This is a genomic window from Massilia sp. (assembly GCF_032106685.1).
In the GTDB taxonomy this organism is placed as follows: domain Bacteria; phylum Pseudomonadota; class Gammaproteobacteria; order Burkholderiales; family Burkholderiaceae_D; genus Telluria.
The window spans coordinates 82,980-106,136 of sequence record NZ_DAMCPG010000006.1 but is presented as its reverse complement, the minus strand read 5'-3'; the positions used below and the strand labels follow the sequence as shown (position 1 = coordinate 106,136).

The window sequence follows — 23,157 nt, the reverse complement described above, 5'->3', positions numbered from 1 at the left end:
ACTCTCGACCTCAACCTTGGCAAGGTTGCGCTCTACCAACTGAGCTACTCCCGCATTCTGGAGACACGCATTATCGCAGAAATCGTTTCAACTTCCAAGACAACTTGTTACTACCGTTTATTGCTTTTTATTGCTTCGACACCAACGCAAACTCTGGAGCGGGAGAAGAGTCTCGAACTCTCGACCTCAACCTTGGCAAGGTTGCGCTCTACCAACTGAGCTACTCCCGCTTTGTCTTTCGTTTGCTGCGTTGTCATTCGCAACAGGCAAGCATTATAGACTATCTGAACCGGACGTCAAGGATGACGAAGAAGTAATCTTACATATTTCCACTTTTTTCCTTGATCAGCGGCCACGCACGGCGCAGGTAGTAGAACATCGACCATACCGTCAGCACGCCGGCGATCCAGAGGAAGAGCTGGCCCCAGTAGTGCAGGTCCAGGCCGAACAGCGGATCGTGGAACAGTAGCATCGGGATCGCGGCCATCTGGGCGGCGGTCTTCACCTTCCCCAGCGAGCTGACGGCCACCGACTTGCGCGCGCCGATTTCCGCCATCCATTCGCGCAGCGCCGAGATCGTGATCTCGCGGCCGATGATGATAAAGGCGATGATGGCGTCGACGCGGTCGAGCTGGATCAGCACCAGCAGCGCGCCGGTGACCATCAGCTTGTCCGCGACCGGATCGAGGAAGGCGCCGAAGGCCGAGGTCTCGTTCCAGCGCCGCGCCAGGAAGCCGTCGAACCAGTCCGTGACCGCGGCGACGATGAAGACCAGGGTCGCGGCCAGGTTGCGGTCCGCGACGGGAAGCCAGTGGGTGGGAAGGTAGTAGACGCCGACAACCAGGGGGATGAGTGCTACACGTAACCAGGTCAAGAGAATCGGGATGTTAAAAGGCATAAAAGGCGCGAACCGGCTTACCGTTAAAAAAGCGTGCGCCGCTAGTCTACATGGGTATTGCAAATAGGACTAGTTGAGCTCGGCAGTAATGGGTGAAGCGACGGGCGCCGGAGCGGCTTTTCGTAGGGTGGGCGGCTACACCCGTATGACGACATGAACGCGGCCGGCGCGCCGCCCACGCGTTCAACGGTGCGTGAAACGACGAGGCCGATCCGGCGTCGCCGGAACGCGTGGGCGGCGCGCCGGTCACGTGGATTTCACGCGGGCCTGCCGAGCCGCCCACCCTACGCGCGTCGGTCGGCGCCCCGGCAGACCGAATACGCAAGCATCCGGACCGGTTACGGCCGGCTCAGTGCAGCTGCCGATAAATTTCTTCCGCCAGCGCAGTCGAGATCCCTTCGACCTGGCACAGGTCTTCGACGCTCGCATCGATCACGCCGCGCAGGCCGCCGAAGCGGGCCAGCAGGCGCTGGCGGCGCTTGGCGCCGATGCCTTCGATTTCCTCGAGGCGCGAGGCCTGGCGCGCCTTGGCGCGCTTGGCGCGCATGCCGGTGATCGCGAAGCGGTGCGCTTCGTCGCGGATCAGGGCGACCAGCATCAGCGCGGCCGATTCCTTGCCGAGCTCCTGTGGCGCACGGCCGTCGGCGAAGATCAGCGTTTCCAGGCCGACCCGGCGCCCTTCCCCTTTCGCCACGCCGACGATCAGGCCGATGTCGAGGCCGAGCTCGGAGAACACCTGGCGCGCCATTTCGACCTGGCCCTTGCCGCCGTCGACCAGCACGACGTCGGGCATGACGCCGTCGCCGCTGGCGACTTTCTCGTAGCGGCGCGTCAGGACCTGGCGCATCGCCGCATAATCGTCGCCCGGCGTGATGCCGTTGATGTTGAAGCGCCGGTACTCCGAATTCTGCATCGTGTGGTGGTGGAAGACCACGCAGGACGCCTGGGTCGCTTCCCCCGCCGTGTGGCTGATGTCGAAACACTCGATGCGCAGGGTATCGAGGTCGGTCGCGTCCAGCGACAAGGTTTCAGCCAGGGCGCGAGTGCGCGACTGCTGCGACCCTTGTTCAGACAGCAGGCGCGCCAGGGAAATCTCGGCCCCCTTTTGAGCGAGCTCAAGCCATTGGCGGCGCTGGCCCTGGGGCTGGAAGATCAGGTTGATGCGGTGCCCGCACTGCTCGGTCAGGGCCACCATCAGTTCCGGCTGGTCGAACTCGATGTTCAGGATCAGGCAGTTCGGGATGAACTTGTCGGTGTAGTGCTGGACCAGGAAGGCGGCCAGCACTTCGCATTCGATCGACTGCTCCGCGATCGCCTCGCCGACCTGGGTCGGGAAGTAGGCGCGGTCGCCCAGGTGGCGCCCGCCGCGCACCATGGCCAGGTTGACGCAGGCGCGCCCGCCCTGCACCACCACGGCGATGATGTCGACGTCGGCGTCGCCCGTCGTTTCCATGCTCTGCTGGTGCAGCACGCGCGAGAGCGACTGGATCTGGTTGCGCACGCCGGCCGCCTGCTCGAACATCAGCTTCTCGGCGAAGCCGTGCATCTTGGCCTGCAGGTCTTCCATCACCTCGGTCTGGCGCCCGCGCAGGAATTTCGCCGCGTTCTCCACGTCGACCCGGTATTCGTCCTTGTCGATCAGGTTCACGCAGGGGCCGCTGCAGCGGCCGATCTGGTGCAGCAGGCAGGGCCGGGTGCGGTTGGCGTACACGCTGTCCTCGCAGGTGCGCAGCATGAACACCTTCTGCAGGATCTGGATCGACTCCTTGACCGCCCAGGCGCTGGGGAAAGGACCGAAGTACTGGCTCTTCTTGTCGAGGGCGCCGCGGTAGTAGGCCATGCGCGGAAAGTCGCCGCCCGTGATCTTCAGGTAGGGATAGGACTTGTCGTCGCGAAACAGGATGTTGTAGCGGGGTTTCAGCGCCTTGATCAGGTTGTTTTCCAGGATCAGGGCTTCGGCCTCGCTGTGGGTGACCGTCGTTTCCAGGTGCGCGATCTGCGAGACCATCATCGCAATGCGCGGGCTCGACAGGTTCTTCTGGAAGTAGCTCGAGACGCGGTTCTTCAGGTTGCGCGCCTTGCCGACGTAGAGCACGTTCTGGTTGGCGTCGAAGTAGCGGTACACGCCCGGCAGGCCGGGCAGCCTGGCGACGGTGGCCAGCACCTGCTCGCGCGCGTCGGCGCTGGGCTGCACCGGACCGGCCGCGTCATTCCTCAGGGTCGTCGTCAGTTCTTCCTTCATGGCTTGCCGCGCGTCGGGACGCGGGCGCGCCGCATCGCTGCCGGCGCCGCGGGCGCGCGCCGGCTTGTCCGCGACCGGATGCGGAGCCGGCAGGGCGGCGCCGCTGGCGGCCACGTAGGTCACCGGCGCTTCCGCTACCTTGTTGGCGTTGTCGGGTGCCGGGTTGTCCGGCGCTTCGGAGGATGGCACTTCCTTGGTCACTGGGTTCGCTTGCGTGGTGTGGTTCAGGTCTGGCTTCAGGTCTGCCCGTCGCGGGTGACGATGACGAAGGCGACGCCGTAGTCGGCTTCGTCGCTGATCGTCACCTGGGCGGACAATCGATTACTGCGCATGAATTCTTCCAGGGCGCCGCTGCAGACGATCACCGGCTTGCCGCTCGGGTCGTTGAGCATCTGCGCCGAGCGCCAGGTCATGGGCATGCGCATGCCCAGGCCAATGGCTTTCGAAAACGCTTCCTTGGCCGAGAAGCGGGTGGCCAGGAAACGCAGGCCGCGCACCGCGCTGCGCGCGCGGCGGGCGTGGTATTTCTCCAGCTCCTGGGGCCCCAGGATCTTCTCGGCGAAGCGCTCGCCGCTGCGTGCGAGCGCCGCCTCGACACGCGAGATCTGGACGATGTCGGTGCCGATGCCGTAGATCATCTGGCCCCCTCCCTCACTGCGCCGCCAGGCGCACGCCGAGGCGCGCCGCGACCATGATCGCCTTCATCTCGCGCACCGCGTTTTCCCAGCCGGCGAACAGCGCATGGGCGACGATCGCGTGGCCGATGTTCAACTCGGCGATGTCCTCCATGGCGGCGATCGGCTGCACGTTGGTGTAGTGCAGGCCATGGCCGGCATTGACCACCAGGCCGTGCTTGACGCCGGCGGCGACGCCGGCCTTGATGCGCTCGATCTCGCGCGCTGCTTCCGCGCCTTCGGCCTCGGCATAGCGGCCGGTATGCAGCTCGATCACGGTGGCGCCGGCCTTCGCGGCGGCCGCGATCTGGGCTTCGTCGGCGTCGATGAAGAGCGAGACGCGGATGCCCTCGCCTTTCAGCTGCTTGACGGCGGCTTCGACCTCGTCGAAGTAGCGGATCACGTCCAGCCCGCCTTCGGTCGTCACTTCCTCGCGCCGCTCGGGCACCAGGCAGACGTCCTGGGGTTTCACCAGGCAGGCGAAGTCGATCATCTCCTTCGTGACCGCCGCTTCCAGGTTCATGCGCGTGGCCAGTTGCGGGCGGATCGCCAGCACGTCGGCATCCTTGATGTGGCGGCGGTCCTCGCGCAGGTGCAGCGTGATCAGGTCGGCGCCGGCCTGCTCGGCCAGCAGCGCGGCGCGCAGCGGGTCGGGGTAGACGGTGCCGCGCGCATTGCGCACGGTGGCGACGTGGTCGATGTTCACGCCCAGGTCGATGACGGGGCCGACGGGTTCGAGGAAGCTCATGAGTGCCCTTTTCTTATAACTGCATCAAATCAATCAAAATCTGCCGGGTATTCAGCGGCGCGCCGCCCAAGTGGTGGGCCAGCAGGAAACGCATCAACTGCTTGCTCTGGGCCTGGGTTGCCGGATCGGCATAATCCTCGCGCTCCATGTCGAGCAGGGTCTTGCCGGATACCACCGGCCAGACATCGGATACCCGCGCCTCGCGCGCGCCCCGTTCCGGGTCGACCACGTAGCTGGCATCGGCCGCGACCGGTTCGCGCGTGGTGGTCGAGCGGGCGAGATCGGCTGCGACGCCCGTTTCCTTAAGTAAGGCCCTTTCGAATTTTCGCAAGACGATTTGTGCAGGTTCGTCGTGCGCCAGTTCGTTGAGCGTGGAAACGTAGTGGTCGAACAGGACGCGGTGGGCGTCGTCGCGGGCGAGCAGCTTGACCAATAATTCGTTCAGGTAGAAGCCGCACAGCAGGGCCGTGCGCTCCAGCGGCAGCATGCCGCCGACCCATTCGGCGTCGATCAGGGTGCGCAATTCGGACTTGCCGCTCCACGATACCGACAGCGGCTGGAAGGTCTGCAGCACCCCGCGCAGCTTCGACAGCGGCCGTTTCGCGCCCTTGGCCACGACCGCGATGCGGCCATGGTCGCGCGTGAACAGGTCGACGATGAGGCTGGTTTCCTTGTAGGGATAGCTGTGCAGCACGAAGGCGGGCTGGCCGCTGACGCGGGTTTCGCGTACGGGAGTGCGGCTGCGGCGCGGTGCCGCAGGTGCGGGCGGCACTGGCGCCGGCGCGGGCACCACGGGTGTGGGCGCCACAGCCACCGGGGCAGCATACGGCGCGCCGGCCTCCGCCACCTGCGGCGCCGGCGGATCGGCCGCCAGGATCGGGGCTTCCTGCATGTCGGTCAGCCTGACCTCGGCTTCCGGCAGCGCTGCGGGGTCGGGATGGGGCTGGTCGTGGCGCGTCATGCGTGGTGGGCGAACCGGCGGCGCTTACTCGTAGCCGTAGGCGCGCAGGCCCGCTTCGTTGTCGGCCCAGCCGGACTTGACCTTGACCCAGATCTCCAGGTAGACGGGGCCGCCAAAGAGCTTTTCCATGTCCAGGCGCGACTGGGTCGAGATTTCCTTCAGGCGCGCCCCCTTGTTACCGATGATCATCGATTTGTGGGTGTCGCGCTCGACCAGGATGGCGGCGAAGATGCGGCGCAGGTTGCCTTCCTGCTGGAATTGCTCGATCAGCACGGTACTGGTGTAGGGCAGTTCGTCGCCCAGCAGGCGGAACACTTTCTCGCGCACGATCTCGGCGGCAAGGAATTTCTCGCTGCGGTCGGTGATGTCGTCCGGCCCGAAGACCGGCGGGTTTTCCGGCAAGTGGTTGCGGATCTCGCGCTCGAGGGCGTCGACCTGGAAGCGCAGCTTGGCCGAGACCGGCACGATGGCCGTGAAGTCGCGCAAGGACGCCACCTTCTGCGCGAACGGCATCAGGGTCGCCTTGTCTTTCATGCGGTCCGACTTGTTGATCACCAGGATCACCGGCACGTTCTTCGGCAGCAGGTCGAGCACCTGCTGGTCGGCCGGGCCGAAAGTGCCGGCCTCGACCAGGAAGAGGACGACGTCGGACGCGGTCAGCGTGTTCGAGACCGTCTTGTTCAGGGTCTTGTTCAGCGCGTTCGCATGACGGGTCTGGAAGCCCGGCGTATCGACGTAGATGTACTGGGCGTCGTCGTGGGTCTGGATGCCGGTGATGCGGTGGCGCGTGGTCTGGGCCTTGCGCGAGGTGATCGAGACCTTGGCGCCGATCAGCACGTTCATCAGCGTCGACTTGCCGACGTTCGGGCGGCCGACAATCGCGATGTAGCCGCAGCGGAAGTTCTCGGGAGTGCCGCCGGTGCTGCCGGTGGCGTCGCTATCGTGGTGATCGTCGTGTGGGAGTTCGGTGTTCATGCTGATTGCTTAGGCTTGTTTGGAGGGGGCGCCGTCGTCGGCGCCCTCGCCCTGGATGGTGGCGATGCCGGCCAGTTTCAACTGGGCGGCACGCGGCTTGGGTTTGCGGCCGGCGGCCGGCGTCTTGCGCAGCGCCTGCTCGGCCATGTCGAGCGCGGCGCGCGCGGCGGCCTGCTCGCCGGCGCGGCGGCTGCCGCCGCGGCCGAACACCTGGATGCCGAGTTTCGGCACCAGGCACTCGATCTCGAACTCCTGGCTGTGGGCGGCGCCATGGGTGGCGATCACGTTATAGGTCGGCAGGGAGATCTTGCGGCTTTGCAGGAATTCCTGCAGCAGGGTCTTGGCGTCCTTGCCCAGCGTGCGCGGGTCGACCGTGTCCAGCAGCGGAATGTAGAAGGCGCGGATCACGTCGCGCGCGGCGTCGAAGCCGGTGTCGAGGAAGATCGCGCCCAGCAGGGCCTCGAGGGTGTCGGCCAGGATCGATGGGCGGCGGAAACCGCCCGACTTCAGTTCGCCCTCCCCCAGGCGCAGGAATTGCGACAGCTCCAGCTTCTGGGCGATCTCGTACAGCGATTGCTGTTTCACCAGGTTGGCGCGCAGGCGCGACAGGTCGCCCTCGTCGAGGTTGTTGAAACGCTCGTAGAGGATGGAGGCGACCACGCAGTTGAGGATCGAATCGCCCAGGAATTCGAGGCGCTCGTTATGCAAGCTGCTGTGGCTACGATGGGTCAGGGCCTGCTGCAACAGGCCACTGTCCCGAAACGTGTAACCTAGGCGAGTTTGCAATAACTGAAGATTCATTGTCGTTGTTTTCGTAGTACGGGTCGGCGGATGTGTCAAAAAAAAGCCTGAAGCCGGAACGACGCCACGGCGGCATTCCGGCTTCCATCCCTGCGCATTCCCGAGGTTGTCCGCCCGGGGCTGTCCAGCCCCGTTCGGCATCGTGCTCAGTCGGCGCTGGCGGCCACCACGCCGCTCGGGTCGGTGGTGCCGTCGTAGTCGATCACAATGCTGGCATTGTCGGTCAGCGCTATGCGTTTCTGGTAGGCGAAGCTGATTTCAGGCTCGCCGCCGTCCTTGCTGATGATGAGGTCGCGTCCACGCAGGGACGTGACGTTGTTGATGTCGGCAAACCGGTCGAACGCTTTCTGCATCTCGGCCACGCTGCCGCCCTCTTCCTTCACTCGGCCGATGCCGTCCTTGATCGAGCGGTATTCCAGCCACGACGGAATCACCTTGATGGCGAGCACCGCGGCCAGTCCGACGACGACCAGTCCCAGGATCAGGCCGGTGAGCGACATGCCCGCTTGCCTGCCAAACGTAAGGTATTTCCGGTGCTGCATCCTGCTTCCTCCGAGCTTGCGGTCCAGGCAGGCCTTACTTGATGCCGCCGATCCGCTTCGGATCACCGAAGTTCATCCACACCAGGAAAGCCTTGCCGACGATATTCTTGTCCGGCACAAAACCCCAGTAGCGGCTGTCCGCGCTGTTGTCGCGGTTGTCGCCCATCATGAAGTAGTTGCCTTCTGGTACGATACAGGTAAATTTGTCGTACGAATAGTCGCAGGCCTCGCGCTGCGGGAAGTTCTCCACGTTCTCCAGGTTGAACGAGCGTGCCGGATCGCTGTTCAGGATACGGTGCTCGCTGCCCGGCAGCTTTTCGATGAACTGCTTGTGGTAGACCGGCCGCTCGTCGTCGAGGTAATCGTCGAGCGGGGTGTACTCCACCGGCTTGCCGTTCACCGTCAGGCGCTTGTTCTCGTAGGTGATTTTATCACCGGGCACACCAATGACGCGCTTGATGTAGTCCTGGCTCATGTCCTTCGGGTACTTGAACACCATGACGTCGCCGCGCTGCGGGTCGTTCAGCTCGATGATCTTCTTGTTGATGATCGGCAGCCGGATGCCGTAGGTGTACTTGTTCACTAGGATCAGGTCGCCCACCAGCAGGGTCGGCACCATCGAGCTCGACGGGATCTTGAACGGTTCCCACAGGAAGGAACGCAGGACGAACACCAAGGCGATCACCGGGAAGAAGCTGCCCGAGTACTCGACCCAGGTCGGCTGGCGCAAATGGGCCTGCTCGATCGCGGCGCGGTTGCCGTTGCTGTCGACCTTGATGCCTTCCGCCTGCAGCTTGGCGTTGCGGGCGTCGTACTCGGCCAGGGCGGCGTCGGCCGCGGCGCGGCGCTTCTTGGCGAGGACGAAGGTGTCCAGGCACCAGATGATGCCCGTGACCACCATGAGCACGAACAGGATGAGCGCGAAATTCCCCAGGATCGGTTGCAGGTTCATTTATCTTCCACTTGAAGGATGGCGAGGAAGGCTTCCTGTGGAATCTCCACCGAGCCGACCTGTTTCATGCGTTTCTTACCAGCTTTTTGTTTCTCAAGCAGTTTCTTCTTCCGGCTGATGTCGCCGCCGTAGCACTTCGCCAGCACGTTCTTGCGCATCGCCTTGACGTTCTCGCGCGAGATGATGGTCGCGCCGATCGCGGCCTGGATCGCCACGTCGAACATCTGGCGCGGGATCAGTTCGCGCATCTTGGCCGCGACCTGGCGCCCGCGGTAAGGCGCGTTGGCGCGGTGCACGATGATCGCCAGCGCATCGACCTTCTCGCTGTTGATCAGCATGTCGACCTTGACCACGTCGGCGGCGCGGTTTTCCTTGAACTCGTAGTCCATCGAGGCGTAGCCGCGCGAGGTCGACTTCAGGCGATCGAAGAAGTCGAGCACGATCTCGGCCATCGGGATCTCGTAGACCAGCTTGACCTGGCGGCCATGGTAGGCCATGTCCATCTGCACGCCGCGCTTGCCGTTACACAGCGTCATCACCGAGCCGACGTATTCCTGCGGCATGTAGAGATTCACGGTGACGATCGGCTCGCGGATCTCGTTGATCTTCGACGGTTCCGGCATCTTCGACGGGTTGTCGACGCGGATCTGGGTGCCGTCGCGCATCTCGACCTCGTACACCACGGTCGGCGCCGTGGTGATCAGGTCCATGTCGAATTCGCGTTCCAGGCGTTCCTGCACGATCTCCATGTGCAGGAGGCCGAGGAAGCCGCAGCGGAAGCCGAAGCCCAGCGCCTGCGACACTTCCGGCTCGTACATCAGGGCGGCGTCGTTCAGCTTCAGCTTTTCCAGCGAGTCGCGCAGGGCGTCGTACTGGTTGGCCTCGACCGGGAACAGGCCGGCGAACACCTGCGGCTGGACTTCCTTGAAGCCCGGCAGCGGCGCGGGGGCCGGCTTGTTGGCCAGGGTCACGGTATCGCCCACCTTGGCGGCGGTCAGCTCCTTGATGCCGGCGATGATGAAGCCCACCTGGCCCGCCGACAGTTCCGGCAGCGAGACCGAACGCGGCGTGAAGATGCCGATGTTCTCGACCAGCTGCTGGGAGCCGGTTGCCATCAGCAGGATCTTGTCCTTCGGGCGCAGGGTGCCGTTCACCACGCGCACCAGCATGACGACGCCGACATACGGGTCGTACCAGGAGTCGACGATCAGCGCCTGCAGCGGCGCTTCCGGGTCGCCCTTGGGCGGCGGCACGCGCTTGATCAGGTCTTCCAGCACGTCCTCCACGCCCAGGCCGGTCTTGGCCGAGCAGGTCGTCGCTTCCGACGCGTCGATGCCGATCACGTCCTCGATTTCCTTCTTGGCGTTGTCCGGGTCGGCGTGCGGCAGGTCGATCTTGTTCAGGATCGGCACCACTTCCACGCCCAGGTCGAGCGCGGTATAGCAGTTGGCGACGGTCTGGGCTTCCACGCCCTGGGAGGCGTCGACCACCAGCAGCGCGCCTTCGCAGGCCGACAGCGAGCGCGAGACTTCATAGCTGAAGTCGACGTGGCCCGGGGTGTCGATCAGGTTCAGGTTGTAGGTCTGGCCGTCGCGCGCCTTGTACTGCAGGGCGGCGGTCTGCGCCTTGATGGTAATGCCGCGCTCGCGCTCCAGGTCCATCGAGTCGAGCACCTGCGCGTCCATTTCGCGGTCCGACAGGCCACCGCACAACTGGATGATGCGGTCGGCCAGGGTCGATTTGCCGTGGTCGATGTGGGCGATGATGGAGAAGTTACGTATGTTGTTCATTAACAATGCTCAAAACCAAAAAAGGCGAGGCAGGCGGCCACGCGGCGACCGGCGCCGCAAGATGCCAGCGCAATACAAAAAAAGCGCCCCATGCGGACTGGTCCGTCCCCAGGCGAGCGCCTTATCGCAAGGTGGGAAGCTGATGTGCGATTGACAGAAGCTTTTCCAAACCAGGCATTTTACCGGATTTCAGGGTAGAAAGCCCGGTTTCTGTAGGGTGGGCACTCCGTGCCCACGCGTGACGCTCGCATTTCCACGGCGCCTTTCAGGGATCGGCCGCCTGGATAGTGCAAATCGTCGGGTGGGCACCCCGTGTCCACGCGGAAGCTGGCGGTTTGTTGGCGCGATAAACGCCTGACCGGAAGCGTGCTTGCGACGGCGTTTCGGGCCTGGCCGCGAGCTCCCGTTCGATTTGCAGCCGCATCCGGCCGCGCTCCAGCGCTGAATCTGCGCCGGCGTTCGCGTGGGCACGGGGCGCCCACCCTACGGTCCCGGCTGCGTGAAATTGTATGCAACCGCCTGGATGGATGCGGACCTTACGCCCCCATGGCGATCGGCTGGTAGCGCTCGACGTAACGCCGCACCGCCGCCTCGTCGAGGAAGTAGTGGCACAACTCCGGCTCGGCCAGGTCGCCGAACAGCACCGGCACCAGCTCGTCGAAGCGGGCGACCAGCGCCGGGTCGGCATCGACGTCGATCACGTCGACCTCGAAGGGCCGCCCCGGCGCCTCCAGCCTGCGCAGCGCCGCCAGCATGTCTTCGCACAAGTGGCACCAGCTGCGCGAGTACAGCGTGAAAGGAATCACTTGGTCGCCGCCGGCTTGATGACGAGGTATTGCGTGATGGTCTCGCGCCGCACCAGCACCGCCACGCTCTTCTTCGGATCGAGCTTGCCGGCCAGGGCGTTGAACTGGGCCGCGTCCTTGATCTCGACGTTGTTCATCTGCAGGATCAGGTCGCCCGCGCGCACGCCGGCCATGGCCGCCCTGCCCTCGCTCGCGTCGACCAGCACGCCGCCCTCGATGCGCAGCTCGCGGCGCTGCTCGGGCGTCAGGTTCGACACGTGCAGGCCGAGCGCGTTCGGCGCCGGGCCCGGGGCGGGCTTGTTCGACTGCGGCTTGTTGGCGGCCGCCTTCTCGTCTTCCAGCTCGACGATGGTGACCGGCACGTCGAGCTGGGCGCCGCGGCGCCAGACGGTGACGGCGGCCTTGGTGCCGACCTTGCTGGCGCCCACCAGGCGCGGCAGGTCGCGCGTGGTTTCGATCGGCTGGCCGTTGTAGCGCAGGATGATGTCGCCGACCTTGATGCCGCCCTTCTCGGCCGGGCCGCCCGGCTCGACCATCGAGACCTCGGCGCCGCGCGCCTTGCCCAGGCCGAGCGACTCGGCCACATCCTTCGTGACTTCGCTGATCTGCACGCCCAGGCGCCCGCGCGTGACGCGGCCGGTCTTCTTGAGCTGGTCGGCGACGCGCATCACTTCGTCGATCGGCACCGCGAACGAGATGCCGTTGTAGGCGCCCGAGAGCGTGGCGATCTGCGAGTTGATGCCGATGACTTCGCCGCGCATGTTGATCAGGGGGCCGCCCGAGTTGCCCGGGTTGACCGCGACGTCGCTCTGGATCAGCGGCAGGAAATCGCCGGTGTCGCGCGACTTGGCCGAGATGATGCCGGCGGTCACGGTATTGTCGAGGTTGAAGGGCGAACCGATCGCGATCACCCATTCGCCGACGCGGATCTTGCTCGAGTCCCCGGTGCGCAGGTAAGGCAGGTTGGTGGCGCCCACCTTCAGCAGGGCGACGTCGGAGCGGCGGTCGGCGCCCAGCACCTTGGCCTTGAATTCGCGGCGGTCGGTCAGGGTGACGGTGACTTCGTCGGCGCCTTCGACCACGTGGGCATTGGTCAGCACGTAACCGTCGTCCGAGATGATGAAGCCGGACCCGACTCCGCGCTCGACCTCTTCTTCCTGGGGCTGCTGCGGCGCGCGCCGGCGCGGGATCGGCTGGCCGAAGAAGCGGCGCAGGAATTCCTGCATCTCTTCCTCGCCCGGACCGCCCTGCCCCAGGCGCACGCGTTCGGTGGTGCGGATGTTGACCACCGCCGGCCCGGCCTTGTCGACCAGGTCGGTAAAATCGGGCAGGCCGGTCACGACCGGGGTCGGGACGGGGGCGGCCGCATGGGCTGCGCCGGGCAGGGACAGACCGGCAGAGGCAACCAGCAGGGCCGACAGGACGACGCTCACAGTTTTGCTTGTCATGGGAATGAAGGGTCAGGTCAGGAATTGACGTTATGGTAAGCCAAAACCCGGCGCCTTGTCGCGCAGCCGCTGCGCGCACCGCGGGACGCGGAAAAGGGCGTCGCGCTCGTGGGCAAGCGAAGCCCGCGCTGACGCATCGGTCCGGCAAGAAGGCCGGAACGGGAGGGGAACAGCCTGGGTCAGGTGGACGGCGAGGACGCGGCCAGCGCCATCGGCTTGGCCAGCTCGCCCTCGTTCGCCGTGCCGCGGCGCGGGTGCATCGGCTCGGCCGCGAGGCGGGCGGCGAGCCTGGCCGAAAAACCGCCCGACAGCGGCGGCGTTCCAGCCGTGCGCAGCATATCGCCGATGAGGTGATACACTTCCCACGCGTAGCTACCGTCCGCCGTGCGCAGGGCCGCGCCGGCCAGCTCCAGGTCATCCTTCGGCAAGGCGTCGTCGCATAAAGCGGAGATGTGTTCGCGGTTTTTTTTGTGGGTATCCATCGGTAGTTCCATCACGGTAGCCGTGTGATCAAAAAATTGTGCAAGGTGTTGGTGCGATCATCGCTACCTACCGACGTTTATCACCCGGAAAATCAAGCAGCGGCTTCAATTTTTCGGCGATGACTTCGCGCGCCCGGAATATCCGACTGCGCACCGTGCCGATCGGGCAGGCCATCACTTCGGAGATTTCCTCGTAGCTCAAACCCTCAATTTCGCGCAGGACAATCGCCGTCCGCAATTCCAGCGGTAGCGCCTCCATCGCGGCATTGACCGTATAAGCGATCTGTTTGCTCGCCAACACCGATTCCGGGGTATTAATGTCGCGCAAACTGTCCGCATCGTCAAACGCTTCAGCACGTTCCGTGTCCGCTTCCGTCGAAGTCGGCGCGCGCCTGCCCTGTGTGACGAGAAAATTCTTTGCCGTGTTGATGCCGATTCGGTACAGCCAGGTATAAAACGCCGACTCGCCCCGAAAATGGCGCAATGCGCGAAACGCCTTGATAAACGTTTCCTGCACCACGTCTTCGGCTTCGGCGGGGTCGTGCACAAGGCGCGACACCAGCCGCATCAGCCGGCGCTGATACTTCGCCACCAACAAGTCGAACGCCTGCCGGTCACCGGCCTGGACGCGTTCGACCAGCAGTTGATCACCCTCGCGTTCTGTCGTCACTGACCGTGCCCCATAAACCGCGGCAACCCGAGGAATCGCAATAGACCTACTGCGCGTCGAATTGCCGATCTGCGGTGCTCGCTGTACGTGCGTACAACTGCGCTCCTCGATCAGCACTTCTTCCGCTCGCTACGGTTTCTTGCGATTCCTCCCATCTTAAGAGTTGGCCGCTTGCAATAAGTTCAAAGTATTTCGGAGACGCTTTCCGGTGTAACAGTTCGCCCGTATAAGGTGCCGAACGCTACCCGCAAAGCGCGGAATTCGTCGGGGGCCAGGCTGTCGCGCAATACCGGCACGACCCAGCATCGGCCGCGCGCGTCACCCAGCCGTAACAGCATCAGTTGCGGCCATAACAGGCTCCCGGGCAGCAGCGTGACGGCGGTGGCGGCGTCGATCGCAGTGCCGGCTCCCACCTTCTGTTGTACCGTCAGGCGCACCGCACCGGTTCCAGATACATCAATCCGGTGCGTCTTTGTCAGGGTGGCGCATCCGTACAGCAAGGACATCGCTGCGAGCAGGAAAAACAGTGCGCAAGGGAAGGCAAAAACCAGGTCTTCCGACAACACGCCGGCGAGGCGGAGCGCGGCGCCGAGATGGACGAGCGCGGTCACGCCGAGGCCTAGCCGCAGGCGGCGCGAAGGTGCAACGAACGCACTGATGGCGATCGCGGTCATGAGGGGAAGTGAAATACGGAACGCCTGCCGCGCGCGGGGTGCGGCAGGGTCAGGCGCCCGGCCCTGTTAGACAGGACCGGGCGGAGCAGGTTCAGACTTTACCGAAGACCAGGGTACCGTTGGTACCGCCGAATCCGAAGTTGTTCTTCACGGCATAGTTGATCGTCATATCGCGCGCGGTGTTGGCGACGAAGTCGAGATCGCAGGCCGGATCCTGGTTGAAGAGGTTGATGGTCGGCGGCGAGACCTGGTTGTGGATCGCCAGCACCGTGAACACCGACTCGAGGCCGCCGGCGCCGCCCAGCAGGTGGCCGGTCATCGACTTGGTCGAGTTGACCACCAGCTTCTTCGCGTGGTCGCCGAAGGTGCGCTTGATGCCCTGCACTTCGGCCAGGTCGCCCAGCGGCGTCGAGGTGCCGTGCGCGTTGATGTAATCCACCTGGTCGGCGTTCAGGCCGGCGTTGGCCAGCGCCGAGACCATGCAGCGGCTGGCGCCGCTGCCGTCTTCGACCGGCGCGGTGATGTGGTTCGCATCCGCGCTCATGCCGAAGCCCAGCAGCTCGGCGTAGATCTTCGCGCCGCGCGCCTTGGCGTGCTCGTATTCTTCCAGCACCAGGACGCCTGCGCCCTCGCCCAGCACGAAGCCGTCGCGGTCGCGGTCCCAGGGACGCGAAGCCGTGGCCGGATCGTCGTTGCGCGACGACAGCGCGCGTGCCGAGGCGAAACCGCCCAGGCCCAGCGGCGAGATGGTCGACTCGGCGCCGCCGGCGATCATCACGTCGGCGTCGCCATACTCGATCAGGCGGCCCGCCGCGCCGATGCAGTGCAGGCCGGTGGTGCAGGCGGTCACGATGGCCAGGTTCGGCCCGCGCAACCCGAATTTGATCGAGAGGTCGCCCGAGATCATGTTGATGATCGATGCCGGCACGAAGAACGGCGAGATGCGGCGCGGACCGCGGCCGTCATACTCTTCCTTGGTCGCTTCGATCATCGGCAGGCCGCCGATGCCCGAGCCGACGATGGCGCCGATGCGGTCGGCGTTCTCGTCGGTGACCTGGAGGCCCGAATCCTGCAAGGCCTGGATGCCGGCGGCCATGCCGTAATGGATAAAGGTATCCATGTGACGGCCTTCCTTGCCCGGCAGGTAGTCTTCGACGTTGAAGTTCTTCACCTCACCCGCAAAACGGGTCGAAAACGGCTCGGCATTGAACTTGGTAATGTTGGCAATGCCCGACTTGCCAGCCAGCGCCGCGCTCCACGCTTCGGCAACGGTGTTGCCGATAGGTGAAACGCAGCCCAGGCCGGTAATGACGACGCGGCGGTTGCGTGAACGACTCAAGCGATTCTCCCGAAAAACTTAAAACAGCTTAGGCCTTGACGTGCGCGGTTGCGTAGTCGATAGCTTGCTTGACGGTGGTGATCTTCTCAGCCTGCTCGTCAGGGATTTCCATTTCGAACTCGTCTTCCAGGGCCATCACCAGTTCAACGGTGTCCAGGGAATCAGCGCCGAGGTCGTCAACGAACGAGGACTCGATTTTGATGTCGGCTTCTGCAACACCCAGTTGCTCAGCGACGATTTTTTTAACGCGTTGTTCGATATCCGACATGTTATGGCTCCATTAGGTATGTGTTGCGGAAAGTGCGCGCATTTTATCAGGTTTGCGCGCCGAAAAACTATTTTCGGCGTCTGACGTTATTTCAGCCGAAACTTCTGCTAAAAGATGAGAATTCGCCGGGATTCGAACAGGCCCAACCGCGATGAAAGCCCTGCCTGGCGCATTTCCGCATCAATTCATGTACATGCCGCCGTTCACGTGCAGTTCGGTGCCGGTGATGTAGGCGGCGGTCGGGCCCGCGAGGAAGGCCACCGCGTGGGCGATGTCTTCCGGCTGGCCGAGGCGGCCCAGCGGGATCTGGGTCAGCAGCGCTTCGTGCTGGCCTTCGCCCAGCGCCTTGGTCATGTCGGTGTCGATGAAGCCCGGCGCCACGCAGTTGACGGTGATGTTGCGGCTGCCGATCTCGCGCGCCAGGGCGCGGGTCATGCCGGCCACGCCGGCCTTGGCGGCGGCGTAGTTCATCTGGCCCGGGTTGCCCGAGGCGCCCACCACCGAAGTGATGTTGATGATGCGGCCGTGCCTGGCCTTCATCATGCCGCGCAGGACCAGGCGCGACAGGCGGCCGACCGCGGTCAGGTTGGTCGTGATGACGCTGTCCCACTCCTCGTCCTTCATGCGCATGGCCAGGTTGTCCTGGGTGATGCCGGCATTGTTCACGAGAATCGACAGGCTGCCGAAGGTCTTTTGCACTTCGTCGACGACGGCGGCGCAGCGCTCGGCGTCGGTGACGTTCAGCACCACGCCCTTGCCGCCGAATTCGGCCAGGTAGGCGCCGATCGCTTCGGCGCCGGCTTCGCTGGTGGCGGTGCCGACGACTTTCGCGCCCTGGCGGGCCAGCTCGAGGGCGATGGCCTTGCCGATGCCGCGCGACGCGCCGGTAACGAGGGCAACTTGGTTCTGCAGATTCATCTGATTCTTGTCCTTATCTAGTGCAAATGTGTTTCAGGCTGCCTTGATGGAAGCGAGCACGCGCTCGAGCGCGGCCTGGTCGACCAGGGCTTCGCCGGCCAGCACCGGGTCGATGCGCTTGGCCATGCCGATCAGGGTCTTGCTCGGGGCGCATTCGACGACCTGGGTGATGCCGTCGGCGGCCATCTTCTGCATGGTCTCGACCCAGCGCACGGGACCGGCGGCCTGGCGCACCAGGGCGTCCTTGATCGCTTCCGGATCGTTCAGGATAGCGACATCGACGTTGTTGATCAAATCGATACGCGGCGCATTGAAAGTCAGCTTGGCCATGTAGTCGCGCAGGCGGTCCGACGCCGGCTTGAGCAGCGAGGAATGGAACGGCGCCGACACCGCCAGCTTCATGGCGCGCTTGGCGCCCTTGGCCTTGGCGATCTCGCAGGCGCGGTCGATCGCGGCCGTGTGGCCGGCGATCACGATCTGGGTCGGCTCGTTGAAGTTGACGGCTTCGACGACCTCGCCCTGGGCTGCTTCCGCGCAGACAGCGCGCACGTCGTCGGCATTCAGGCCCAGCACGACGGCCATGCCGCCCTGCCCGACCGGCACCGCTTCCTGCATCGATTGGGCGCGGAAGCGCACCAGCGGCACCGCGTCCTTGAAGTCGATCACGCCGGCGGCGACCAGGGCCGAGTATTCACCCAGGCTGTGGCCGGCCACGACGGCGGGCGCCGGACCGCCGGCGGCGATCCAGGCGCGGTAGACGGCGACCGCGGCGGTCAGCATCACCGGCTGGGTATTCGTGGTGAGGTCGAGTTCTTCCTTCGGGCCTTCGGCGATCAGCTTGCCGATGTCCATGCCCAGGGCATCGGAGGCTTCGGCGACGGTTTGCTCGACGACCGGGTTGCCGGTGAAGCCGTTCAGCATGCCGACCGCTTGCGCGCCCTGGCCGGTAAACAGGAATGCGAATTTGCTCATCTTCTTCTAGTCCTTACTTGATTACTTGAGGAATCGGCACGGCGTTACATACGGGCCAGGATTGCGCCCCAGGTAAAGCCGCCGCCCACGCCTTCCATCAGGATGTTGTCGCCCGGCTTTATGCGGCCGTCGCGCACGGCGATGTCGAGCGCCAGCGGGATCGAGGCGGCCGAGGTGTTGCCGTGCTCGTCGACGGTGACGACCATGCGCTCGATCGGCAGGCCGAGTTTCTTGGCGGTGCTCTTCATGATGCGGATGTTGGCCTGGTGCGGGATCAGCCAGTCGACGTCCGAAGGCTGCATGCGCGCCGCGTCCAGCACTTCGGTGGCGACTTCTTCCAGCACGGTGACGGCCAGCTTGAACACGGCCTGGCCGTCCATGTGCAGGAAACCGCCGTTGGCCGCCGTCGGGCCGCCCTCGGGGACGCCCTTGACCGCCAGGATGTCGGAATGGGTGCCGTCGGCGTGCAGGCGGGCGGCCAGGATGCCCGGTTCGCTCGACGCCTCGACCACCACCGCGCCGGCGCCGTCGCCGAACAGCACGCAGGTGGTGCGGTCCTCGAAATTCAGGATGCGCGAGAACACTTCGGCGCCGACCACCAGCACGGTCTTGTGCATGCCGGACTTGATGAAGGCGTCGGCGGTCGAGAGCGCATAGACGAAGCCGCTGCAGACGGCCTGCACGTCGAAGGCCGCGCTGTGGTTGCCCATGCCGAGCTTGCGCTGGACGATGCAGGCGGTGCTCGGGAAGCTGCCCGGGAAATCCGGGGTGGAGCTGGCCACGATCACCATGTCGATGTCCGTCGGGGTCTTGCCGGCCATTTCGAGCGCGCGCAGGGCCGCCTCGACCGCCAGGTCGGAGGCTTTCTGCTCGGGCTCGGCGTAGTGGCGCGCGGAGATGCCGCTGCGCGAACTGATCCACTCGTCCGAGGTCTCGATGCCCTTGGCGGCCAGTTGCGCCGCCAGCTCGTCGTTGCTGACCCTGCGCGCCGGCAGGTAGCTGCCGGTACCGATGATTTTGCTGTAGACAGTCATTACGTCTCCACCCTTGTTCCGTGAAATCAGACCTGGCGCGAGGCGTCAGGCGTATCTGGCATCAGTTCGGCTATCATCGCCGACAATTGCTCTTGTACATTATATTTCGCCGCATCGAAGGCGCGTTTGATCGCCCACTCGAAGGCGTAGGCATTCGCGCCGCCGTGGCTTTTGAACACCAGGCCCTTCAGGCCGAGCAGGCTGGCGCCGTTATAGCGCTCAGGGTTGAGCTTCTTCAATGCGCCGCGGGCGAGTACCGCGCCCATCATCGACAGCACGTTCTGCTTGAAGACCGATTTCACGAAGCGCGACAGGCCTTCGACCGCCTTCAGGGTGACGTTGCCGACGAAACCGTCGCAGACCACGACGTTGGTCGTGCCCTTGAAGATGTCGTTGCCTTCGACGTTGCCGTAGAAGTTGAGCGAACCGCGCTCGTGGTCGGCGCGCAGCAGGGTGGCGGTGTTCTTGACGACCTCGTTGCCCTTGATCTCTTCGGTGCCCACGTTGAGCAGGCCGATGGTCGGGCGCTGGACGCCTTCCATGGCCGAGAACAGGACCGAGCCCATGATAGCGAACTGGTGCAGGTGGTGCGGCTCGCAGTCGACGTTGGCGCCGAGGTCGAGCATGTAGGTCGGGCCGTTCTTCTGGTTCGGCAGGATCGAGCAGATCGCCGGACGGTCGACGCCGGCCATGGTCTTCAGGATATAGCGCGAGACGGCCATCAGGGCGCCGGTGTTGCCGGCCGAGACGCAGGCGTTCGCCGTGCCGTCCTTCACCAGCTCGACCGCGACGCGCATCGAGGAATCCTTCTTGCGGCGCAGGGCCACCTCGACCGGATCGTCCATCGCCACCACTTCGGAGGCGTGCTTCACGGTCAGGCGCGGGTTCGCGTCGGCGTTGTGTTTCTTCAGTTCCGCGCGCAGCACGTCTTCGAGGCCAACCAAGATCAGTTCGGCTTCGGGCTGCTGTTTCAGGAACGACAGGGCTGCAGGGATCGTAACGGAGGGACCGTGGTCTCCGCCCATACAGTCGATGGAAATTTTAATTGTCATTTTGGAGGTACGAACCGCGGCTCACAGGGGGCGGGCGGCTGGATGCATGCGCTCGCCGGCAGGACGCCAGCCCGAGACGGCAACCGTGGAAATGACGGTGCGGATGGTGCGGCCGGGGATAAAGAAAAAGCGGCGCCACGCACTTGAGATACGTTGCACCGCTTTCATGGTACAGAAAAGCAAGACGGCGATTACTCGTCGTTCTTGGTCTTCAGGACTTTGCGACCACGGTAGAAGCCGTTCGGGCTGATGTGGTGACGCAGGTGGGTTTCACCGGTGGTCGGCTCGACTGCCAGGTTAGGGGCAACCAGGAAATCGTGCGAACGGTGCATACCGCGCTTCGATGGGGACTTCTTATTCTGCTGAACTGCCATGATGACTCCTAATACTAAAGTTCTAAAATTCTAACACATTCGATTTGCAAAAAACATGCGCATCGAGTATCCCACCGGCAATCCTTCGATTGCCGACTCTGTATGAAACGCTGCCCTGACATACTCGACTGTGCACGCGTTTGACACGTTCTGTACAACAACTACAACTACTTGATTCTTTATTCGGATTTCAGGTTCTTCAAGCCGGCGAAGGGCGAGACCTTTTCGGACTTCAGCGACTCCAACAGGCTGGTGTCGGGGCACTGCTCGTGCTTCGGCGCCTGCGGCAGGGCCAGCAGGGCTTCGTCTTCCAGCAGCTGGCGAATGTCGCATTCGCGGCTGCCGACGATCACGTCGATACTTTCGTCGTCGAGGATTTCCTCGATCTGGTCGGCTTCCTCGTCGTCGCGGCCCAGCACCAGCTGGGTGGACGAATCGATGCGGTAGCCGAACGGGGTCAGGCAACGCTGGCACACCAGCTGGACGGGACCCGAGACCGACAGGGTCATCGTCGGGTAGCCCTGCGGGGTGCTGCCGCCCTGGATGGACCAGGCGATCTCGCCACTGTTGTCGGCGCAATCGGCGACCAGGCGCGTCATTTCCGCAACCGGCGTCACTCCTTCGCGATAGCCATTGTTGCGGCAAAATTCAAAGGCGTCGATGACAAATGCGCTCATTGCAGAAAACGTCCCCGGAAAACCTGCGATAATAACAGGCTTGTCCCCGCACAGTCAAAGACTTACGCGATTTTTTGGCGCGCCGCGCCCTCGCCTGTTGCCGATGCGCCCGCCCGCCCGAGCGGGCGCGCCATGATTTATAAGCTTGGCTTGCCGGGACGCGTTATCTATCTGTTTTACTTATGAATCCTCGACCCAGGCCGCCATGATACCAAGTTCCGTCCCGCCGCGCCTCATCCTCGCGTCCAGCTCCGCCTACCGCCGCGACCTGCTCTCGCGCCTGCACCTGCATTTCGAGGCGATCGCGCCCCACGTCGACGAAACACCGCTGCCCGGCGAGGCGCCCGAGGCAACCGCGCTGCGCCTGGCGCGCGCCAAGGCCCAGGCCGTCTCCACCCTGCAGCCGGGCGCCCTCGTCATCGGCTCGGACCAGGTCGCCACGCTCGACGGCGAGCAGATCGGCAAGCCCGGCAATCATGCGAACGCCCTGGCCCAGCTGCAAAAGATGCGCGGGCGCGAGGTCGTGTTCCATACGGCGCTGTGCCTGTGGGACGGCCGCGTCGCCGACCCGGCCGCTGCGGCGCAAGTCGAGAACGTGCAAGTCTTCGTACGGTTCCGCGATTTGCCCGACGCCGAGCTCGACGCCTACCTGCGCATCGAGCAGCCCTATGACTGCGCCGGCAGCGCCAAGAACGAGGGCCTGGGCATCGCCTTGCTCGAACGGATCGGCTCGACCGACCCGACCGCCCTCACCGGCCTGCCCCTGATCGCCCTGACCGGCATGCTGCGCCGCGCCGGCATGCCCTTCTTCGGCGTTTGATCCATCCACGTTTCCTTCCTATGCCCGGTACCCTCTTCCTGATCCCGAACACCCTCGGCCCCACCGACGCCCAGCCCGGCGCCCTGAACCACGTCCTGCCCGGCCAGGTCCAGGCGATCACCGCGCAACTCGGCTATTTCGTGGCCGAGAACGCCAAGACCGCGCGCGCCTTCCTGAAACTGGTCGCGATCGACCATCCGCTGGCGCGCCCGCTGCAGGAAATCCGCATTGCCGAGCTGAACGTGAACACGCCGCCCGCCGCCCTCTCCGCCCTGCTCGAACCCTTGCTGGCGGGCGAGGATGCCGGCCTGGTCTCGGAAGCCGGCGTGCCGGCCGTGGCCGATCCGGGCGCCGACCTCGTGCGCCTGGCGCACCAGCACGGCATCGCAGTGCGTCCGCTGGTCGGGCCGTCCTCCCTGCTGCTGGCCGTGATGGCGAGCGGCCTGAACGGCCAGAGCTTCGCCTTCAACGGCTACCTGCCGACCGACGCCGCCGCGCGCGCCAAGCGCATCCGCGAACTCGAAGCGCGCTCGCGCGCGGAAAAGCAGACGCAACTGCTGATCGAGACGCCCTACCGCAACGGCCAGATGCTGGAAGCGCTGGCCGCCACCCTGCAGCCGGGCACCCTGGTCTGCGTGGCGACCGACCTGTCGCTGGCCAGCGAGTCGGTGCGCACCCTGACGGCGGCGAAATGGAAGGCGCAACTGGCGGCCGGCAAGGCCCCGGACTTCCACAAGAAGCCGACGGTGTTCCTGTTCCTGGGGCAATAACAAACCGGGTCTCGTAGGGTGGGCACCTGTGCCCACGCAGTGATCGTTAGCGACGTCGATATCGCGACGGAAGCCCCAGCCGCGGGTTTGCAGGGTGGGTTCTCGAACCCACGCGGGGTCGCGGCCAGCGCAGTTTGTAGGGTGGGTTCTCGAACCCACGCGGGGTCACCGCCAGCCCAAAGGCGGCGTCCACGAAGTCGTCGACGGAAGCAATTCATTGATGCGTTCGCGGCGTACAAACGCCGTACTGCGTGGGTACAAGTACCCACC

The 23,157-nt window shown here is 64.6% G+C and carries 25 protein-coding genes and 1 tRNA gene; 2 read left to right on the top strand and 24 right to left on the bottom strand.

Going from position 1 to position 23,157, the window contains the following annotated elements; genetic code table 11:
* Window positions 1-154 precede the first annotated feature (154 nt).
* From RT688_RS05970 to RT688_RS05855, 24 genes are all read right to left on the bottom strand, one after another.
* A tRNA-Gly gene (locus tag RT688_RS05970) sits at window positions 155-230 on the bottom strand.
* Window positions 231-319: 89 nt separating this feature from the next.
* On the bottom strand, window positions 320-898 hold the full coding sequence (pgsA, locus tag RT688_RS05965; RefSeq protein WP_313703926.1) for a CDP-diacylglycerol--glycerol-3-phosphate 3-phosphatidyltransferase: 579 nt from the start codon (window positions 896-898) through the stop codon (window positions 320-322).
* Window positions 899-1,247: 349 nt separating this feature from the next.
* On the bottom strand, window positions 1,248-3,140 hold the full coding sequence (gene uvrC / locus RT688_RS05960) for an excinuclease ABC subunit UvrC (protein ID WP_313703982.1): 1,893 nt from the start codon (window positions 3,138-3,140) through the stop codon (window positions 1,248-1,250).
* Between the two features lie 236 nt (window positions 3,141-3,376).
* The gene (gene acpS, locus RT688_RS05955; protein WP_313703925.1) at window positions 3,377-3,778 is read right to left on the bottom strand and encodes a holo-ACP synthase; all 402 of its coding nucleotides are present in this window, start codon (window positions 3,776-3,778) and stop codon (window positions 3,377-3,379) included.
* Window positions 3,779-3,791: 13 nt separating this feature from the next.
* Complete coding sequence (locus RT688_RS05950) at window positions 3,792-4,562, bottom strand: pyridoxine 5'-phosphate synthase (protein ID WP_313703924.1); 771 nt, start codon at window positions 4,560-4,562, stop codon at window positions 3,792-3,794.
* 13 nt (window positions 4,563-4,575) lie between these two features.
* Window positions 4,576-5,454: a DNA repair protein RecO gene (recO, locus tag RT688_RS05945; protein WP_313703981.1), complete on the bottom strand. Its 879-nt coding sequence runs from the start codon at window positions 5,452-5,454 to the stop codon at window positions 4,576-4,578.
* Window positions 5,455-5,547: 93 nt separating this feature from the next.
* On the bottom strand, window positions 5,548-6,498 hold the full coding sequence (gene era, locus RT688_RS05940) for a GTPase Era (protein WP_313703923.1): 951 nt from the start codon (window positions 6,496-6,498) through the stop codon (window positions 5,548-5,550).
* A 9-nt stretch (window positions 6,499-6,507) separates the two neighbouring features.
* Window positions 6,508-7,299, bottom strand: a complete 792-nt coding sequence (rnc, locus tag RT688_RS05935) for a ribonuclease III (RefSeq protein ID WP_313703922.1) — start codon at window positions 7,297-7,299, stop codon at window positions 6,508-6,510.
* Between the two features lie 146 nt (window positions 7,300-7,445).
* On the bottom strand, window positions 7,446-7,799 hold the full coding sequence (locus RT688_RS05930; protein WP_313703921.1) for a DUF4845 domain-containing protein: 354 nt from the start codon (window positions 7,797-7,799) through the stop codon (window positions 7,446-7,448).
* Between the two features lie 76 nt (window positions 7,800-7,875).
* Complete coding sequence (gene lepB / locus RT688_RS05925; protein ID WP_313703920.1) at window positions 7,876-8,793, bottom strand: signal peptidase I; 918 nt, start codon at window positions 8,791-8,793, stop codon at window positions 7,876-7,878.
* Window positions 8,790-10,583, bottom strand: coding sequence for a translation elongation factor 4 (gene lepA / locus RT688_RS05920; RefSeq protein ID WP_313703919.1), 1,794 nt, complete (start codon window positions 10,581-10,583; stop codon window positions 8,790-8,792). The genes lepB and lepA overlap by 4 nt, the downstream gene beginning before the upstream one ends.
* A gap of 536 nt (window positions 10,584-11,119) precedes the next feature.
* The gene (locus tag RT688_RS05915; protein ID WP_313703980.1) at window positions 11,120-11,386 is read right to left on the bottom strand and encodes a glutaredoxin family protein; all 267 of its coding nucleotides are present in this window, start codon (window positions 11,384-11,386) and stop codon (window positions 11,120-11,122) included.
* Window positions 11,386-12,837, bottom strand: a complete 1,452-nt coding sequence (locus RT688_RS05910; protein ID WP_313703918.1) for a DegQ family serine endoprotease — start codon at window positions 12,835-12,837, stop codon at window positions 11,386-11,388. The genes RT688_RS05915 and RT688_RS05910 overlap by 1 nt, the downstream gene beginning before the upstream one ends.
* Before the next feature lie 179 nt (window positions 12,838-13,016).
* A complete protein-coding gene (locus RT688_RS05905) occupies window positions 13,017-13,319 on the bottom strand; it encodes an RseA family anti-sigma factor (protein ID WP_313703917.1) in 303 nt (100 codons plus the stop codon).
* Between the two features lie 67 nt (window positions 13,320-13,386).
* Window positions 13,387-13,989, bottom strand: coding sequence for an RNA polymerase sigma factor RpoE (gene rpoE, locus RT688_RS05900; RefSeq protein WP_312551608.1), 603 nt, complete (start codon window positions 13,987-13,989; stop codon window positions 13,387-13,389).
* Window positions 13,990-14,171: 182 nt separating this feature from the next.
* The gene (locus tag RT688_RS05895; RefSeq protein ID WP_313703916.1) at window positions 14,172-14,663 is read right to left on the bottom strand and encodes a protein YgfX; all 492 of its coding nucleotides are present in this window, start codon (window positions 14,661-14,663) and stop codon (window positions 14,172-14,174) included.
* A 91-nt stretch (window positions 14,664-14,754) separates the two neighbouring features.
* Window positions 14,755-16,002 carry a beta-ketoacyl-ACP synthase II gene (gene fabF / locus RT688_RS05890; protein WP_313703915.1) on the bottom strand — a complete coding sequence of 416 codons (1,248 nt, stop codon included), beginning with the start codon at window positions 16,000-16,002 and terminating at the stop codon, window positions 14,755-14,757.
* Window positions 16,003-16,030: 28 nt separating this feature from the next.
* Complete coding sequence (gene acpP / locus RT688_RS05885) at window positions 16,031-16,270, bottom strand: acyl carrier protein (protein ID WP_020653257.1); 240 nt, start codon at window positions 16,268-16,270, stop codon at window positions 16,031-16,033.
* Between the two features lie 180 nt (window positions 16,271-16,450).
* Window positions 16,451-17,188: a 3-oxoacyl-ACP reductase FabG gene (gene fabG / locus RT688_RS05880; RefSeq protein WP_313703914.1), complete on the bottom strand. Its 738-nt coding sequence runs from the start codon at window positions 17,186-17,188 to the stop codon at window positions 16,451-16,453.
* A gap of 33 nt (window positions 17,189-17,221) precedes the next feature.
* Entirely contained in the window at window positions 17,222-18,160 is a 939-nt protein-coding gene (fabD, locus tag RT688_RS05875; RefSeq protein WP_313703913.1) for an ACP S-malonyltransferase, read from the bottom strand.
* A 44-nt stretch (window positions 18,161-18,204) separates the two neighbouring features.
* Window positions 18,205-19,194: a beta-ketoacyl-ACP synthase III gene (locus tag RT688_RS05870; RefSeq protein ID WP_313703912.1), complete on the bottom strand. Its 990-nt coding sequence runs from the start codon at window positions 19,192-19,194 to the stop codon at window positions 18,205-18,207.
* A 26-nt stretch (window positions 19,195-19,220) separates the two neighbouring features.
* A complete protein-coding gene (gene plsX / locus RT688_RS05865) occupies window positions 19,221-20,246 on the bottom strand; it encodes a phosphate acyltransferase PlsX (protein WP_313703911.1) in 1,026 nt (341 codons plus the stop codon).
* Window positions 20,247-20,437: 191 nt separating this feature from the next.
* Window positions 20,438-20,620 (bottom strand): 50S ribosomal protein L32, encoded by a 183-nt coding sequence (gene rpmF / locus RT688_RS05860; RefSeq protein ID WP_028104096.1) that lies wholly within the window; start codon window positions 20,618-20,620, stop codon window positions 20,438-20,440.
* Window positions 20,621-20,799: 179 nt separating this feature from the next.
* Complete coding sequence (locus RT688_RS05855; protein WP_313703910.1) at window positions 20,800-21,297, bottom strand: YceD family protein; 498 nt, start codon at window positions 21,295-21,297, stop codon at window positions 20,800-20,802.
* 205 nt (window positions 21,298-21,502) lie between these two features.
* Between RT688_RS05855 and RT688_RS05850 the strand changes: the two genes are divergently transcribed.
* Both RT688_RS05850 and RT688_RS05845 read left to right on the top strand, forming a co-directional pair.
* Window positions 21,503-22,117 carry a Maf-like protein gene (locus RT688_RS05850; RefSeq protein WP_313703909.1) on the top strand — a complete coding sequence of 205 codons (615 nt, stop codon included), beginning with the start codon at window positions 21,503-21,505 and terminating at the stop codon, window positions 22,115-22,117.
* Between the two features lie 20 nt (window positions 22,118-22,137).
* Window positions 22,138-22,887: an SAM-dependent methyltransferase gene (locus tag RT688_RS05845; protein ID WP_313703908.1), complete on the top strand. Its 750-nt coding sequence runs from the start codon at window positions 22,138-22,140 to the stop codon at window positions 22,885-22,887.
* Window positions 22,888-23,157: the final 270 nt, after the last annotated feature.